The following is a 15665-nucleotide window of genomic DNA, read 5'->3' on the forward strand; positions in this document are numbered from 1 at the left end:
AACACTACATACTATCTACTTTACAAACCACTAATTTTCCACCTTTCACCATCCATCTTCCCGGTAGCAGTACTTGAGGCGCGAGCCGAAAGTGCTGCGTAGCACAAGTCGTCAGGCTCCCCCTCTCCACGGGAGAGGGGGCCGGGGGGTGAGGCCCCACTCCAACATGTCCACCACTGCTCCTACCACCATTCTGCGCCCGCACGCCGAGGATGTATACGCCGAAGAGCTGGCCGCTCTGCGCGCCGCCGACCACGACCGGCCCAAGCCCCCGAACTGGCACCTCTCGCCCTGGGCGACCGTCACCTACCTGCTGGGCGGCAAGCTGGACAACGGGTTTGAAATCGAGCCCAAGTACATCGGGCAGCGGCGGCTGATGGAAATTGCGGTGGCCACCCTGGCCACCGACCGCGCCCTGCTGCTGCTGGGCGTGCCGGGCACGGCCAAAAGCTGGGTTTCCGAGCACCTGACGGCGGCTATCAGCGGCCGGTCGGATTTGCTGGTGCAGGGCACGGCGGGCACTTCTGAGGATGCCATCCGCTACTCCTGGAACTACGCCCGCCTCATTGCCGAAGGGCCTTCTTTGGGCGCGCTGGTGCCCTCGCCCCTGTTCAAAGGCATGCAGGAAGGCCGCTTGGTGCGCCTCGAAGAACTCACCCGCATCCCCTCCGACGTGCAGGATACGCTCATCACCATGCTCTCGGAAAAGGTGCTGCCCATCCCGGAGCTGTCCACGGAAGTGCAGGCCACCAGCGGCTTCAACGTCATTGCCACCGCCAACGACCGGGACAAGGGCGTGAACGAGCTGAGCAGCGCCCTGCGCCGCCGCTTCAACACGGTGGTGCTGCCCCTGCCGACCTCCGCGGAGGAGGAAGTGCGCATCGTGCAGACGCGGGTGGAAAAGCAGGGCAAGGCGCTGCAGCTGCCCGTGGAAGCGCCGGCTCTGGAGCAGATCAGCCGCCTCGTCACCATCTTCCGGGAGTTGCGCTCGGGCGTGACGGAGAACGGCAAAACTAAGCTCAAGAGCCCCAGCGGCACGCTCAGCACCGGCGAGGCCATTTCGGTGATGAACAGTGGCCTGGCCCTGGCCGCCTACTTTGGCGACGGCAGCCTGCGCGCCCACGACCTGGCCGCCGGCCTCACCGGCGCCGTGGTGAAAGACCCCGTGCAGGACCGCACCGTCTGGCTCGAATACCTCGAAACCGTGGTAAAAGAGCGGGACGGCTGGAAAGACCTGTACCGCGCCTGCCGGGAGGTGGTGGAATAATGGATAACGCCACTATCATCGCCCGTTTGCGCAATCTAGGCTCATTGCCTGACGATAGTACGCCTGCCGTTGACGACTTTCCCTTGGAGGAATTTGATGAGCTCGTGCAGCAACTTTCTGAGCCACTGGAACCAAGTCATTCTCTAACCCTAATCAATCTGGGGGCGCCGCGCGATACATCGGCACATGGAATAGAATGGTCATTGATTCATGCTGCAGAGGCTATTTCCGCTGAGGCACTGCATGATATTCTGCTCGTGGCTGACGACACGGAGGTCAAACGCATTATTGAAATTCGCTTGAAAAACCATTACAAAAGCCAAGTATGAAAAGTCTTGAATCACCGTTTGAAATCATCCGCTTGCGTCCAGATTCTGTTGATTATTATCCAGCCTCTGTAAGTATCCCGTCTATATTACAGCAGCAGAATTTTGTACCTCATCCAAAAGTAAGTATCTCACTAGGTCAGTCTCGTATTGGCGGACCAGTTGTTGATTTACCTGCAGGGATGGAATACCCGCCTGACTTATACTTTGCCTGCCAACTTGATTTAGCAGCAATTTCGCCACTTGACCCCACCGGGCTATTACCCAAGAACGGGCAATTGCTGTTTTTTACCGACCTCGAAAAAGGAAAAGTTGTTCATACAATTTCTGCTAATGCTAATTTGGTCCGAACAATTAAGGAACACGAAGAATGTTTCTGGAATGGTAAATTAATCACCAATTTCAGCACTGAGACTGAAACTATGTCCGAAAGATTTGACCCATCATCAATCGAAGATGAAGATGATACCGGATGGGGCTATTTCGCTGGAAGCGAAAAATCGAAGATTTTCGGAATTTATACACATTGTCAATTGCAACAAGAGGAAATCGAAGAAATAGCTTTTTCCTCTAAAACACTTCTTTTGCAAATTGGCGAAGACTTTACAGAAGAGGGCGTGTTAAGTGTGCTAATTGAGCGGGAGGATTTGCGAAATCTAATTTTCGATAATTGCGAATTTTCTTGGGGCCAATCATAGCTACTTAATTTCAAAATCGTTCATGCCCACCGACCTCCGCCTTTTCGGTATCCGCCACCACGGGCCCGGCAGCGCCGCCAGCCTCGTGCACGCCCTCGACGCCTACCAGCCCGACATTGTGCTGCTGGAGTGCCCCGCCGATGCCGAAGCGGCGCTGGCCGCAGCCACGCACCCCGAGATGGTGCCGCCGGTGGCCCTGCTCGTGTACAACCCCAAGCAGCACCAGCAGGCCTCGTTTCTACCCTTTGCCGAGTTTTCGCCGGAGTGGCAGGCCATGCAGTGGTGCTACCGCCACGGCGCCCACCTGCGCTGCTTTGATTTGCCGGCGAGCATGCGCTTTGCTCAGGAGCAAGCCATAGAAACCCCAGCGGCAGCAGCTCCCGATGAGCCCCCCGCAACGGAAGCATCCCTTGAAGCCCAGTCGTCGGAGCCCGAAGCCGAACCGCTCGATACCCTGAAACCAGCCGAACAGCCTCTGCCCTCACCCAAATCCGACCCCATTTCCTACCTCGCCGAACTGGACGGGTACGCCGACGGGGAGCGGTGGTGGGAGCTGCGCCTGGAACATGCCCCCGGTCACGCCGATACCTTCGCGGTGGTGCTGGACATGATGACGGCCCTGCGGGAGGAGTTGGACCTGCCCGAAACCGAGGAAACCCTGCTCCGGGAGGCTTTTATGCGCGAAACCCTGCGTGCGACTCTGCAACAAGGCTACCAGCGCGTGGCCGTGGTGTGCGGGGCCTGGCACGCCCCAGTGTTGCGGCCCGAGCTGCTCAAGAAGGAAGACAAAGCCCGCCTCAAGGGCCTCAGGAAAGTACCCACCGCCGCTACCTGGATTCCCTGGACGTTTGAGCGGCTGTCCTACGCCTCGGGCTACGGGGCGGGCGTGTTGTCGCCGGCCTGGTACGAATTGCTGTTTACAGTGCCTCGCGCCGAGGTGGTGACGCACTGGATGGTGCGCGCCGCCCGCCTGCTGCGCACCCGCGACCTGGACGCCTCCGCCGCCCACGCCATTGAGGGCGTGCGCCTGGCCGAAACCCTGGCCGTGGTGCGCGGCCGGGAGCTGCCGGGCATCGAGGAGCTGCAGGAAGCCGCCGTGGCCATTTTGGGTGGGGGCTACGCTGAGGCCCTGGATATGGTGCAGCGGGAGCTAGTGATTGGGGAGCGGCTGGGCGCGGTACCGCCTGAGCAGCCCGCCACGCCGTTGCAGCAGGATTTGCAGCTCCAGCAGAAAGCCACCCGTCTCAAGCCCGAAGCCACCGCCAAAACCCTCGACCTGGATTTGCGCAAGGAGCTGGACCTGAGCCGCAGCCACCTGCTGCACCGCCTGCGCCTGCTGGATATCCGCTGGGGCGAGCCGCGCCGGGCGCAGGGCAAAGCCGGCACCTTCCACGAGCTGTGGGAGCTGCAGTGGCAGCCCGAATACGCCCTCAACGTGCTGGATGCCGGCCGCCTGGGCAACACCGTGTTGGCCGCTGCCGCCGCCAAAGCCGCCGCCCGCGCCGCCGAAGCGCCTGATCTGGAAGCCGTGAGCCAGCTGCTGGAAGAAGCCCTGCAAGCCGACCTTGGCCCGGCCATCGGGGCGCTGGTGGCCCGGCTGGAAACCCTTTCGGCCGGCACCCGCGACGTAACGCACCTTTTGGCCGCCCTGCCCCCGCTGGTGAATGTGCTACGCTACGGCAACGTGCGCCGCACCGAAACCGCCCAGGTAGCCACCGTGGTGCACCACCTCGTGCCGCGCCTGTGCATCGGGCTGCCCCAGGCCTGCACGGGCCTCGACTACGACGCCGCCCGCCAGCTGCTGCCTCACATCGAAGGCACCCACCAGGCCATTCGGCTGCTGCAGGATGAAGCTCAGGAAGCCGATTGGTACGCGGCCCTGGCCGTGGTGCTGCGCAATCCGGCCTCCTCGGGGCTACTGGCCGGAGCCGCCGGGCGCTTGCTGTTCGATGCCCACCAACTGGTTCCGGACGAAGCCGCCACGGCCCTCGGCCTGGCCCTGGCTCCCGCCCAGCCCACCGACTACGCCACCGCCTGGATAGAGGGCTTCCTCAGCGGCAGTGGGTTGCTCCTGCTCCACCACCGCCCTCTGTTCGACCTGCTCAACGACTGGCTCGGGGAGCTGCCCGAAGCCACCTTCCGCGAAATCGTGCCCCTGCTACGCCGCGCCTTCACCGATTTCAGCCTGCCCGAACGCCGCCAGCTACTCGACTTGGCCGTGCAGGGTGGCCAGCCGGTAGCTGCACTGGCTGTGGCGGAGGACTTCGACTTGGAACGGGGCCGGCGGGTGTTGCCAGTGCTGCGGGAATTGCTGGGTGTTTAAAATTCGACAACCTGTCATCCTGAGCTTGCGAAGGACCTTCTATCCGCAGAACGATAGAAGGTCCTTCGCAAGCTCAGGATGACAGCCGTTTTTTGGTGTACGTGGCAACAACGTTGCTACTTCACCAGCTTTTCGGCGCGGAACAGGTCGTCGGCGGCTTGCAGGAGCTTGGCGCGCAGCTTGGGGTTGTACTGCGGGTGCGCGGCCAGGAATTCGCGCACGGTGCGGGCGGCAGTGGGCGTTTGGCAGGAACCGAGCGTGGCCTGCAGCCAGGAGTACGGGAAGAAAATGTCGCCGGTCTGCTGGATTTCTTCGAGCAGCGCCAGGCTTGCGGGCAGGTACTTCTCGGAGGTGGCGGCGCGCAGCGGATGGTGCAGATACCCCAGCGCCGACACCACCCAGGCCTCTTTTTCGCGGTTCTTTTCATCCTTGAGCGAGGCGAAAAAGGCGTCGCGGGTGGCTACGTCGGGGGCCAGGGCGGGCAGCAGGAACTGCAGGCGCTTTTGGCGGTCGGGGTTTAGGATGCGGGCCAGCTGCGCGGGTAGGATGGGCTGGGCGGCCGGGTAGTCGCGCACGGCCAGGGCCAAAGCCAGCGCAGTGTAGTCGTCTTCGGTGAGCTTGATGCCAGCGGGGGCCTGCTGCTTGCGCCAGATGCTGTAGAGCCGGGTTTGCGCTTCCGTGGTCAGGGCCACCGACTGGTAGGCTTTGAACAGCAGCTTCCTGGAGTTGGGCGCCGGATTTTGCTGCATAGCCGCCCACAACTCTTTTTCCAGGGCCGGCGCCAGGACCAGGCGTTGCGCGGGCGTGAGCAGTTTCCAGAAAATGTCGGTAGTCTGGCCGGTCAGCAGCTTGATGTTCAGTTCCTCCGGCTCCTGGGGCAGCACTCGGCGGTATAAGTCCAGCAACTGGCGCGGCGCGAGGGTGCGGCCGTTGAGCATGTTTTCGTAGAGGTTCACGTAGGCGGCAGCACGGGTTACGGGGCTCTGCAAGCTCGCCAGCTCCGCGGCCGACGGCACCGCAACCGGGAACACGCCGTAGCCAATGCCGGTGGAATTGAACACAATGCGCCGGGGGTTGCCCGACACCTTCAGCGTCTCTTCCCGTTCGGTCATTTTCACGGTTCTCTCCTGCGTGCGCCCATCCTCAAACTCCAGCAGCACCGTAAATTCCTGGGGCCACAGGCGGGCGGAGCCATCCTCGGCTTGCTGCGTTATTTCCAGGATAGTCTGCCCATCGTGCCCGCCGCGGCGGTAGCTGAACACGGGGCGGCCGGGCTGGTTTACCCACACCTGGTTCCAGGCCTGCAGGTCGGCGGGGGTGCGGGCGTCGAGTATGGCAATGAGGTCGGGCCAGGTGGCGTTGCCGTAGGCGTACTTGCGCAGGTACTCCTGCAGGCCCTGGCGGAACGGCTCCTCTCCCATCAGCAGCTCCAGCTGCCGCATCATGATGGGCGCTTTGTGGTAGATGATGTTGCCGTAGAGCGAGCCGGCATCCTGCAGATTATCAAGCTCCTGCCGGATAGGGTTGGCGCCGGCGGTGCGGTCTACGCCGTAGGCGGCGGAGTAGTGGTCCACCACGAACTTGAGGTCGTAGTTGGAGCCCGCCACGGCCACCTGCGTGATTTTGTCGGCCATGAAGTTGGCAAATACCTCCTTCATCCACACGTCGTTGAACCACTGCATGGTCACCAGGTCGCCGAACCACATGTGGGCGGTTTCGTGGCTGATGAGGTTGGAGCGGGCTATTTTCTGGTCCTGCGTCGCGCCTTCGTCCAGAAACAGCGTGCTGGCCTTGTAGTCGATAGCGCCCACGTGCTCCATGCCGCCGTACTGAAAATCAGGCAGCGCCACAAAATCGAACTTGCGGAACGGGTACGGAATGCCGGTGTACTGCTCCAGAAACTGCAGCGCGTCGGCGTGAATCCGGAAGATGGGGCCCAGACTCAGCTTCAGCTTGTGCTTGTCGGTTTCGCGGTGCAGAAACTGCATCTGGCGGCCCGCCATAGTCCGGGAAACACGCGTGAACTCGCCGGCTGCAAACGAGAACAGGTAGGTGCTGATGGTGTCCGAGGGCGCGAAGCGGTACGTTTTGCTGGCAGCCGCACCGGTGGAATCCTGCAAGGGGCCGTTGGCCAGGGCCTGCCAGGTTTTCGGGAGCGTGAGGCTGAGCGTGAACGAGGCCTTGAGGTTGGGCTGGTCGAACACTGGAAAAACCGTGCGGGCACGGTCGGGCACGAGCAGCGTGTACAGGTAGTCGTCGTTGCGGTTGAGGCTCTGGTTGCCGGCCACGAAGCTGATTTCAACCTCATTCGCGCCCGGTTTCAGGCTGGCGGCGGGCAGCACCAGATGCTCCGCCCGAAAATCAATGGCCACAGCCTTTCCGTTGACGGCTACGCTTTTCAAGTGGTCGGCTTGCTCCTTGAAATCAAGCTGCACCGGCTGGCTGGCATCCGATAAATGAAACCGAATGACTTCTGAGGCGGCAATAGGCTCGGTTTTCTGGGGCGGTACGGCCAGCGCCAGCTGGTAGCCGAGCCGGGAGATGCGGCGGGCCCGGTCGTCGGCCAGCTCCCGGCTCACGCCCGGTACCACGGCCACGCCGGCCACGGGTGCAGCGGGCGGTGGGCTGCTGCCCGGCACTGCCAAAGGCTTGGTACAGGCCAGCAGCGCCAGCCACAACGAAAAACGGGCGCCGTGCGCGCAAAAGGCCGAAGTAGTCATGCCCCGGCAAGGTCGGGCGAAAAACGGCGCCGGCCAACTACCGGCCGCAGCAGGCTAATCAGAGAAGTTGAACTCTTTTGAAAGGCGCGGCGGGCAATTCTTTCTGACAAGGATTCCGTTCTTCTGTCCTGCTTCCGTATTTTTGATGGTTAACCCAGTCAGGCGCAACCACTGAGCAGCCTATGCCACTTGTTGGCGTTCCGTCGCCAGCGTCTCATCCCTTATTTCCTTTTTGTGTACTTTTTCCAGGCGAGGCTATTATTAAGCGTACTGCTGCTGCTAGGCGGGCTGCTAAGCAGCCGTCCGGCGCGGGCGCTTCCTCGCAACTACTGGAACACCAACTACGACTCGCTGCGCCGCACCCTGCCGCAGCAGCCCACCGATACGGCCCGCCTGCGCACCCTGGCCCAGCTGCTCGACATCACGGAGCTCAGCGACGCCCAGCGCCGGCAGCAGGCCCTGCCCCTGCTGGATGAGCTGCTGGCCCTCAACCAGCGGCTGCCGCTCCTCGATGCCCGGCCCTACCGCCACCTGCGCACCGGCCTTGGGCTCTGGGTGCAGGGCGGCACCGACGCCCGGGCCATGGCCGAGCTGCACCAGGCCGTCAGCCTCTTCGACCTGGCTCCGCTCTACAACCGCATGCACCAGTCGGAGGCCCGGCTGGCGTATTTCCGGCAGCAGCTGGCCTACTACCGCCTCCGCAACTACCGCGAAAATACGGCGGCCTGCTACCTGGTGCTGGGCGGCAGCTACCGCCACCCCGGCGACTTCAACCAGGCCATTAGCTGCTACCTGCACGCCGCCGACCTGTTCCGGCACTTCGACCGCCGGCTCTACGCCAATGAGCTGATGGTGGCCGGCAGCACCTATGCCGAATGGGGCAACCATGCAAAGCCATTCGCTACCTGCAGCAGGCCGACCAGCTCCTCCGCCACTACCAGCTCAAGGGCTTGCAGGAAGTCTATATTCTCAACGCCCTATCCAGGCTGCACCAGCAGCTGGGGCAGTCAGCTCACGCCCTGCGCTACGCCGAGCTGGCCCTGCAGGCGGCCTACCGCGACTCTGCCAACCGGCCCACCTATATGGCCTATGCGCTGGTGCTGAAAAGCGCCGTATTGCTGCAGCAGGGCCACTTGGCGCAGGCGTATCCGCTGCTGCGCCGCAGCCAGCAGCTCGCCGATTCGCTGCACCTGGACATTTCGGGGCGGCCCGGCGAGTTTATGCTTGACGAGGCCTGGGCCCGCTACTACGTGGCCCGGCAGCAGTATACGCCGGCCGAAGCTCACTGGCGCACAGCCCTGCAAAAAGCCGCGGCCAGCAACCTGAATATGCTGCGTCCCAAGCTGCTGCAGGAGCTTATCCGGTTCTACGACGCCCGCCGGCAGCCGGAGCAGGCCCAGCAGTACACGCGCGTCTACCTGGCCCTCACCGACTCGCTGGTACGCAGCCAGGGGCGTTTCTACGTGGCTCAGTACGAAGGCGAACGGCTGGAGCAGGCCCAAAGCACCCAGATTACCAGGCTACAACAGGCGCAGGCCGTGCAGGATCTGCGCCTGCGCCACCGCAACCTGCTGCCGGGCGGAGCGGCGGGGGCGCTGGTGTTGCTGGCCGGCCTGGGCGGAGTGCTCTACTGGCAGCTGCGCCTCAACCGGCGCACGCTGGCGCAGCTGCGGGCCACGCAGCAGCAGCTGGTAGCGGCCGAAAAATGGGCGTTTGTGGGAGAAGTGTCGGCGGGCATAGCGCACGAGCTGCAGAATCCGCTGCACTTTATGAAGCGCTTTGCCGACGTCAGTACTACCATGCTGGAGAGGATGGACCAGCACGCACCCGCCGGGCTGGAGTACGATATTATGGCGGGCCTCAAGCAGAACTTGCAGGAAATCAGCCAGCACGGCACCCGCGCCTCGTCCATCATCCGCGACATGCTGGCCCACTCGCGCGCCGGCACCGGCCCCCGCCACCCCACCGACCTGAACGCGCTGGTAACGGAGCAGGCTCACCTGGCCTACCAGGGCCTGCAGGCGCAGCACCCTGGTTTTCAAGCCACCCTGACTCTCGACCTGGCCCCCGAGCTGCCGCTGCTGGAAGTGGCGCCGCAGGATATGGGCCGGGCCCTGCTGAACCTGCTTATCAATGCCTTTTATGCGGTGCAGCAGCGCGCCAATACCACCGAATCGGGCTACACGCCGCAGGTAGAAGTCCGGACCCGGCAGGTGGGCGACGCTATTGAAATACGGGTGCGCGACAACGGCCTGGGCATGAGCGAGGAAGTACAGCAGCAGATTTTCCAGCCCTTCTTCACCACCAAGCCCGCCGGCGAAGGCACCGGCCTGGGCCTCTCGCTCAGCCACGACATCATCCAGAAAGGCCACGGCGGCCAGCTGCAGGTGCAAAGCCAGCCGGGCGAATTCACCGAATTTGTGATGACGCTGGGGGCGTAGCCAGCCCTACCAGCGGGTATTTTGCCCTACCTTGCCCGCATGAGTTCTACCTTCCCTTTTATCGTTTCCGACCTACCCGAGCCCACACCAGAGCACCAGCAGCGCATTTTGGTGAATCTGTCGGAGATGGACGACTATTACAACGTGTTCGAGAAGTACGGCTACAGCGGCAACGGCGCCAGCTGGGCCGAGCACATCGAAACCATTCTGGAAGAATACGCCCCCGAGCTGCTGGACCACCTGGAAATGGCCGGTGAAGGCGAAGTTTTCCTGGTCTTCACCGACGGCCCCGCCACCACCGCGCAGTTTCTGCGCCTGATTCAGCCCATTTTCGGTGACCTGGGCAGCCTCAACAAGTACCTCAGCCAAGCCGACCCCGGCGACTTTTTCGAGTAACTAACTGCCCCATGAAACCCGCTACCGACAACGCCACCCGCTGGAAGCTGGTGCTGGGCTCCGAAGCCGACGCCCAGAACCAGATTTCCTTCGACGCCGACTATAAAGGCATGGACGACGTGCTAACGGCCCTCTACGACCAGCAGCCTGAGCGCAAGGCGGGGCTGGGTGGCTCCGCGCCGCGCGTGAGCCGCTGGCTGGGCGACATCCGCACCTACTTCCCCTCCGAAGTAGTGGCCGTGATGCAGCGCGACGCCATGGACCGCCTGGGCTTGCAGCAGCTGCTGATGGAGCCCGAAATCCTGCGCACGGTGCAGGCCGACGTGCATTTGGTGGGCACGCTGCTGTCCTTGAGCCGGGTGATGCCGCAGAAGGTGAAGCACACGGCCCGTGAGGTGGTGGGCAAGGTGGTGAAGGAGCTGGAGCAGAAACTCTCGAACCCGCTGCGGCAGGCGGTGCAGGGCGCCCTCAGCCGGGCCGTGCGCAACCCCCGCCCCCGCTACCGCGAAATCGACTGGGCCGCTACCATCCGTGTCAACCTCAGGCACTATCAGCCCGAGCAGCGCACCATCATTCCGGAGCGGCTGGTGGGCTTCGGGCGGCGCGGGCAGGCGCTCAAGGAAATCGTGCTGTGCGTGGACCAAAGCGGCTCCATGGCTTCGTCGGTGGTGTATGCGGGCGTGTTTGGGGCGGTGCTGGCCTCCATCAAGGCCGTGAAAACGCACATGGTGGTGTTTGATACCAGCGTGGTAAACCTCTCGGAGGATTTGCAGGACCCGGTGGATTTGCTGTTCGGCGTGCAGCTCGGCGGCGGCACCGACATCAACCTGGCTCTGGGCTACTGCCAGCAGCTCATCACTCGCCCCACCGATACCATTCTGGTGCTCATCAGCGACCTGTACGAGGGCGGCAACGAGCGGGAAATGCTCAGGAAAGCCGCCGCCCTGCGCGCCGCCGGCGTCACGGTGGTGGCCCTGCTGGCCCTGGCCGACGACGGCGCCCCCAGCTTCGACAGGCGCGTGGCCGAGCAGTTTGCGGCTCTCGATATTCCTTCGTTTGCCTGCACGCCGGGCCAGTTTCCGGGGCTGATGGCGGCGGCCATTCAGGGCCAGAAGCTGCAGGTGTAGCGGCGCCCCTGCCCAGCACCCTCCCGGTGCCGGACACCTTCAAGGTGAAGCACCCAGCAGAAAACGTACAAACGGCCGCCATTCAACTTTCCGCTAAACGAATGCTGCGGCGACGCTCGAAATGACGTACAAGGTTATCCCAACGCTCAATCCTGCACTATATGCCCCAATCTCCAAACCTGCAGCGCTTCCTTGATGCCCAACAGCGCGACTACGCTACGGCCCTGGCCGAAATTCAGGCGGGCCGTAAGCGCAGCCACTGGATGTGGTATATTTTCCCTCAGATTCAGGGCCTGGGCAACAGCGAAACCGCCCGCTTCTACGCCATCCAGGGCCAGCAGGAAGCTGCGGCGTATGTGCAGCACCCGGTGCTGGGCCCGCGCTTGGTGGAAATTAGCGCGGCATTGTTGGAGCTGGACAGTACCGACGCCACTCGCATCATGGGCAGCCCGGATGACATGAAGTTACGGTCGTCCATGACCCTGTTTGCCGCACAGAAAGGCGCCAATCCGGTTTTTCAGCGAGTGCTGGACAAGTTTTTCGGCGGCGCGCCGGACGAGAAAACCCTGCAGCTCCTGCAACAGCACCCATAGCTTTACTATGACGGCTTCCGACATTATCCGTGACCTGCAGCTATTGCCCCACCCCGAAGGCGGCTACTACCGGGAAACCTACCGCTCCGCCCACACCCTGACCACCACCGAGGGCCACACCCGCAGCGTCAGCACGGCCATCTACTACCTGCTCGAAAACGAGGACAAGTCGCACTTCCACCGCATCAAGTCCGATGAGCTGTGGTTTTTCCATCAGGGGCAGGCGCTGGAAATCATCCTGCTCACGCCCGGCCAGCCCACCCGCCTCACCCTCGGCCCCGACTTTGCCGCCGGCGAGCTGCCCCAGGCCGTCGTTCCGGCGGGCGTGTGGTTTGCGGCCCAGCTCAAGCGCCCCGGCTACGGCCTCGTCAGCTGCACCGTGGCCCCCGGCTTCGATTTCGCCGATTTTGAGCTGGCCGAGCGGGCCGCGTTGCTGCGGGAGTTTCCGCAAGCGGCGGAGGTGGTGGAGCGGTTTACGAGGCTGTAATGAAATACTATAAACGGCATTGGCAGGAAACTACCGGAGATGAACTCACTAATACTTAGGGCTTCTCCTGTTTCTACTTTGAAGCCGATAACCAATTACGGGATACCAGACAACTCCAACTCTTTGAAAATGGCCAAGTATTAAAATATGATACAGAATACGCGGAGGATAAATTGGGAGGGCTTTCCGATGCACCACTTGACGAAGGCTTTACTCCCTGTGAAATCACAAGAGAAGAATTTGAACAGGCATGGAATTCTATGGATTACAAGCAATTTCCTGAGATAGTTATTACTGAAAATATACTCTGGGGCCAGCCAAGATTAGAAGGCAGGAGGTTAGCAGTTGGCGACATTGTGAGCCAAGTAGACATAAATTCAACCATCTACGAAGCTTTACAGGATTATGAAATCACGCTGCAACAGGCCAGACAAGCACTGCATTATTGCCGAACATTGCAATGCGTTAGGGACAAGCCTATAAAATTCTGCCATAACTGCACACTACGGGTTCAGCAGGAAGGCGAGGTTGACGGCGAAGAGCAAGACAACTGGAAGAGAGCAGACAGACTATTCAAAGAGTATTTTTCATAGTTTCCTCCCGACCTTCGGCCACCTTTTCCCCGGTTTCGTTGTTACCAACGATTCGCAAAAGAACCCATCAGTTGGCAGAACAACCTACCTATACCGAACCTTACGCCCTGGAAAAAGAGCTGCGCAAGGTGCAGGCCCTCATGAAGCTTGAGCAGCAGGAGGACCTCGAACAATTCAAAATCAAAAGCGCGCAGGCTACCATTGCCGAGCGCCAGAAGCGGGGCCTCACCTGGTACCCGGTCAAAATCACGAAGGAAGACATTGGCTTCGGCGGCAAGCTGGTGCTGGAGCTGGAGCGCCCGGCCGGTGCCAGCGGGCTGCACCTGTTTCAGGTGGGCAAAAACGCGGCCCTGTTCGGCAATATTCCCGGCCGCGGCGGCTCCGACCGCCCCACGCTCAACGGCGTCATTACCAGCGTCAAGCGCAACAAAATCCTGCTGGCCACCACCAAGGAAGACCTACCCGACTGGGTCGACGAGGGCAAGCTGGGCGTAGACCTGACCTTTGATGAGGTGAGCTACCGTGAGATGGAGTACGCCCTGGGCAAGGTGATGGGCGCCTTCGACTCGCGGCTGGCCGAGCTGCGCGACGTGCTGCTGGGCGCCAAACCGGCCCGCTACAAGCCCGAGGCGGAAGTGCAGCTCTACTATCCTTCTCCTCTCAACGACAGCCAGTTGTCGGCGGTGCGGCACGTACTGGCGGCCCAGGATGTGGCCATCATTCATGGCCCGCCCGGCACCGGCAAAACCACTACGCTGGTGCAGGCCATTCTGGAAACCATCCGGCGGGAGCGGCGGGTGCTGGTGTGCGCCCCCTCCAATACGGCCGTGGATCTGCTCACCGAAAAGCTGGCCGAGCGCGGCGTGAACGTCATTCGGATGGGCAACCCGTCGCGCGTGTCGGATCTGCTGCTGGAGCACACGCTCGATGCCCAGATTATGGCCCACAGGAGCTACCCCGAGCTGAAAAGCATGCGCCAGACCGCCGAGCAGTACCGCGAGCAGGCCAGCAAGTTCAAGCGGCACTTTGGCTGGGAAGAACGGGAGCAGCGGCGGCACCTGAAGGAGCAGGCCCACCTGATGCTGCAGGACTCCGACAACCTGGAACGCTACATCACCGAAGACCTGCTCGACAAAGTACAGGTCATTACCTGCACGCTGGTGGGCGCCAGCAACCGCGCCATCCGCCACCTCACCTACGAAACCGTATTTATTGATGAGGCTGCGCAGGCGCTGGAGCCGGGCTGCTGGATTCCGATAACCAAAGCCAACCGCGTGGTGCTGGCCGGCGACCATCAGCAGCTGCCGCCCACCGTGAAAAGCGAAAAAGCCGCTGCCCAGGGCCTGCGCGAAACGCTGTTCGAGAAGTGCATCCGGCGCCAGCCCGATACGGCCCGCATGCTGGAAGTGCAGTACCGCATGCACGAGCAGATTATGGCGTTCAGCTCGGAGCAGTTCTACGAAGGCCGCCTGAAAGCCGCCCCCACCGTGGCCCACGCCGACCTGCCCGACTACGACCTGCGCTTCGCCCCGGATATGGCCGTGGAGTTCCTGGATACGGCCGGCTTTGGCTTCCAGGAGCTGACTATTGAGGAAAGCCGCTCCACCGCCAACCCGGAGGAAGCCGACCTGCTGCTCAAGCGCCTCGCGCAGCTGCTGGAGCCCTACGACCAGGCCGAGCACACCGAAGACCTGCTCACCATCGGCGTTATTGCCCCCTACCGCGCCCAGATCAACTACCTCAAGGACGCCGTAGAAGACAACGACGAGCTGGTGGGCCTGATGGAGCACCGCATGCTCAGCATCGGCACCGTAGATTCGTTTCAGGGCCAGGAGCGCGACATTATTGCCATCAGCCTCACGCGCAGCAATCCGCAGGGCGAAATCGGCTTTCTGTCGGATGTGCGCCGCATGAACGTGGGCATGACCCGCGCCCGGCGCAAGCTGCTGCTCGTCGGCGACTCCAGCACGCTGGGCGGGCACCCGTTCTACAAGGCCTTCCTCGACTACGTGGAAAGCATCGGGGCCTACCGCACGGCCTGGGAGCTGCAGTAGCGTCTTCCGGAAACCAACCGAACGGTTCCGGTTCAGCGCCAATGCACCCGGTGGCCCGGGCGGCTGGCGCACTGCCGTTGACTCCGTATTTATACTCGTAGCGTACAAACACGGAAAAGCCCCGTCTTCAAAAACGGGGCTTTTCTGCGTCCGTATTATCGGTAGTCAGCCTTTTCCCAACCCGCTTACTTATGAAAAAATATGCTATTGTCATCCACGGCGGGGCCGTCACGATGGACCCCAGCGAGCTATCGGCAGAGGAGGAAGCTGCCCAGCGCGAAGGCCTAGCGCAGGCCCTGCAGGCCGGCTGGGAAGTGCTGCACGGCTGCCGCTGCTTCCGGCGTGGTAAGTCAGAGATATGCGAACATCTAAGAAGCTGTTTAAGTTAATCAGCTGGGATTAGCTTTGCTTGATGCAGCAGAAGCGGTATAGTTCAGACTTAACGGAGCGTCAGTGGAGGAAGTTAGCGCCCTTATTCGTGGTGCAGCGCACGAGTAAGTGGCCGCTGCGCGCGGTGGTGAATGGCATCTTCTACGTGCTCAAAAACGGTTGTGTGTGGCGCGACGTGCCGGCAGACTTTCCTCCCTGGCCTACGGTGTACTATTATTTCGGCAAGTGGACCGCCGATGGCACTTGGCAG

General features: G+C 62.0%; 15 protein-coding genes. 14 read left to right on the forward strand and 1 reads right to left on the reverse strand.

All coding sequences use genetic code 11. From position 1 onward, the window contains the following. The first annotated feature begins 166 nt into the window (after nt 1-166). From BUE15_RS18765 to BUE15_RS18780, 4 genes are read left to right on the forward strand one after another with little or no spacing between them, the layout of a single operon-like run. Nucleotides 167-1267: an ATP-binding protein gene (locus BUE15_RS18765; RefSeq protein ID WP_073288426.1), complete on the forward strand. Its 1101-nt coding sequence runs from the start codon at nt 167-169 to the stop codon at nt 1265-1267. Further along, nucleotides 1267-1596 (forward strand): hypothetical protein, encoded by a 330-nt coding sequence (locus tag BUE15_RS18770; RefSeq protein ID WP_073288427.1) that lies wholly within the window; start codon nt 1267-1269, stop codon nt 1594-1596. Before BUE15_RS18765 ends, BUE15_RS18770 begins: the two co-directional genes overlap by 1 nt. Continuing rightward, complete coding sequence (locus tag BUE15_RS18775; RefSeq protein WP_073288429.1) at nt 1593-2291, forward strand: DUF1963 domain-containing protein; 699 nt, start codon at nt 1593-1595, stop codon at nt 2289-2291. The genes BUE15_RS18770 and BUE15_RS18775 overlap by 4 nt, the downstream gene beginning before the upstream one ends. 22 nt (nt 2292-2313) lie before the next feature. Continuing rightward, on the forward strand, nt 2314-4614 hold the full coding sequence (locus BUE15_RS18780) for a DUF5682 family protein (protein WP_073288430.1): 2301 nt from the start codon (nt 2314-2316) through the stop codon (nt 4612-4614). A gap of 116 nt (nt 4615-4730) precedes the next feature. Here BUE15_RS18780 and BUE15_RS18785 read toward each other — a convergent pair whose 3' ends face one another. Next, entirely contained in the window at nt 4731-7334 is a 2604-nt protein-coding gene (locus BUE15_RS18785; RefSeq protein ID WP_073288431.1) for a M1 family aminopeptidase, read from the reverse strand. A gap of 234 nt (nt 7335-7568) precedes the next feature. On the opposite strand from BUE15_RS18785, the gene BUE15_RS22405 reads away from it, so the two are divergent. The 10 genes from BUE15_RS22405 to BUE15_RS22665 all read left to right on the forward strand — a co-directional run. Further along, nucleotides 7569-8438, forward strand: coding sequence for a tetratricopeptide repeat protein (locus tag BUE15_RS22405; RefSeq protein WP_073288432.1), 870 nt, complete (start codon nt 7569-7571; stop codon nt 8436-8438). Between the two features lie 998 nt (nt 8439-9436). Beyond that, complete coding sequence (locus tag BUE15_RS22660; protein ID WP_396276182.1) at nt 9437-9775, forward strand: sensor histidine kinase; 339 nt, start codon at nt 9437-9439, stop codon at nt 9773-9775. Nucleotides 9776-9814: 39 nt separating this feature from the next. After that, a complete protein-coding gene (locus BUE15_RS18800; RefSeq protein ID WP_073288435.1) occupies nt 9815-10171 on the forward strand; it encodes an Imm51 family immunity protein in 357 nt (118 codons plus the stop codon). An 11-nt stretch (nt 10172-10182) separates the two neighbouring features. After that, on the forward strand, nt 10183-11298 hold the full coding sequence (locus BUE15_RS18805) for a VWA domain-containing protein (RefSeq protein ID WP_073288436.1): 1116 nt from the start codon (nt 10183-10185) through the stop codon (nt 11296-11298). Between the two features lie 161 nt (nt 11299-11459). Beyond that, nucleotides 11460-11891: a DUF1810 domain-containing protein gene (locus BUE15_RS18810; RefSeq protein ID WP_073288438.1), complete on the forward strand. Its 432-nt coding sequence runs from the start codon at nt 11460-11462 to the stop codon at nt 11889-11891. A gap of 7 nt (nt 11892-11898) precedes the next feature. Then, complete coding sequence (locus BUE15_RS18815; protein WP_073288440.1) at nt 11899-12378, forward strand: cupin domain-containing protein; 480 nt, start codon at nt 11899-11901, stop codon at nt 12376-12378. A 260-nt stretch (nt 12379-12638) separates the two neighbouring features. After that, nucleotides 12639-12971: a DUF433 domain-containing protein gene (locus BUE15_RS18820; protein WP_073288442.1), complete on the forward strand. Its 333-nt coding sequence runs from the start codon at nt 12639-12641 to the stop codon at nt 12969-12971. Between the two features lie 71 nt (nt 12972-13042). Beyond that, nucleotides 13043-15025, forward strand: coding sequence for an AAA domain-containing protein (locus BUE15_RS18825; RefSeq protein ID WP_084549182.1), 1983 nt, complete (start codon nt 13043-13045; stop codon nt 15023-15025). A gap of 191 nt (nt 15026-15216) precedes the next feature. Further along, on the forward strand, nt 15217-15414 hold the full coding sequence (locus BUE15_RS18830) for an isoaspartyl peptidase/L-asparaginase (protein ID WP_073288444.1): 198 nt from the start codon (nt 15217-15219) through the stop codon (nt 15412-15414). A gap of 23 nt (nt 15415-15437) precedes the next feature. Further along, a partial coding sequence (locus BUE15_RS22665) for a transposase (protein WP_139252429.1) occupies nt 15438-15665 on the forward strand: 228 nt, incomplete at its 3' end.

Origin of the sequence: Hymenobacter psychrotolerans DSM 18569 (genome assembly GCF_900142395.1) — a bacterium.
GTDB lineage: Bacteria > Bacteroidota > Bacteroidia > Cytophagales > Hymenobacteraceae > Hymenobacter > Hymenobacter psychrotolerans.

Excerpts from the sequence above, each read along its gene's own strand:
- BUE15_RS18765 (WP_073288426.1), top strand. The coding sequence starts at position 167 with ATGTCCACCACTGCTCCTACCACCATTCTGCGCCCGCACGCCGAGGAT.
- BUE15_RS18770 (WP_073288427.1), top strand. The coding sequence starts at position 1,267 with ATGGATAACGCCACTATCATCGCCCGTTTGCGCAATCTAGGCTCATTG.
- BUE15_RS18775 (WP_073288429.1), top strand. The coding sequence starts at position 1,593 with ATGAAAAGTCTTGAATCACCGTTTGAAATCATCCGCTTGCGTCCAGAT.
- BUE15_RS18780 (WP_073288430.1), top strand. The coding sequence starts at position 2,314 with ATGCCCACCGACCTCCGCCTTTTCGGTATCCGCCACCACGGGCCCGGC.
- BUE15_RS18785 (WP_073288431.1), bottom strand. The coding sequence starts at position 7,334 with ATGACTACTTCGGCCTTTTGCGCGCACGGCGCCCGTTTTTCGTTGTGG.
- BUE15_RS22660 (WP_396276182.1), top strand. The coding sequence starts at position 9,437 with ATGGGCCGGGCCCTGCTGAACCTGCTTATCAATGCCTTTTATGCGGTG.
- BUE15_RS18800 (WP_073288435.1), top strand. The coding sequence starts at position 9,815 with ATGAGTTCTACCTTCCCTTTTATCGTTTCCGACCTACCCGAGCCCACA.
- BUE15_RS18805 (WP_073288436.1), top strand. The coding sequence starts at position 10,183 with ATGAAACCCGCTACCGACAACGCCACCCGCTGGAAGCTGGTGCTGGGC.
- BUE15_RS18810 (WP_073288438.1), top strand. The coding sequence starts at position 11,460 with ATGCCCCAATCTCCAAACCTGCAGCGCTTCCTTGATGCCCAACAGCGC.
- BUE15_RS18815 (WP_073288440.1), top strand. The coding sequence starts at position 11,899 with ATGACGGCTTCCGACATTATCCGTGACCTGCAGCTATTGCCCCACCCC.
- BUE15_RS18820 (WP_073288442.1), top strand. The coding sequence starts at position 12,639 with ATGGATTACAAGCAATTTCCTGAGATAGTTATTACTGAAAATATACTC.
- BUE15_RS18830 (WP_073288444.1), top strand. The coding sequence starts at position 15,217 with ATGAAAAAATATGCTATTGTCATCCACGGCGGGGCCGTCACGATGGAC.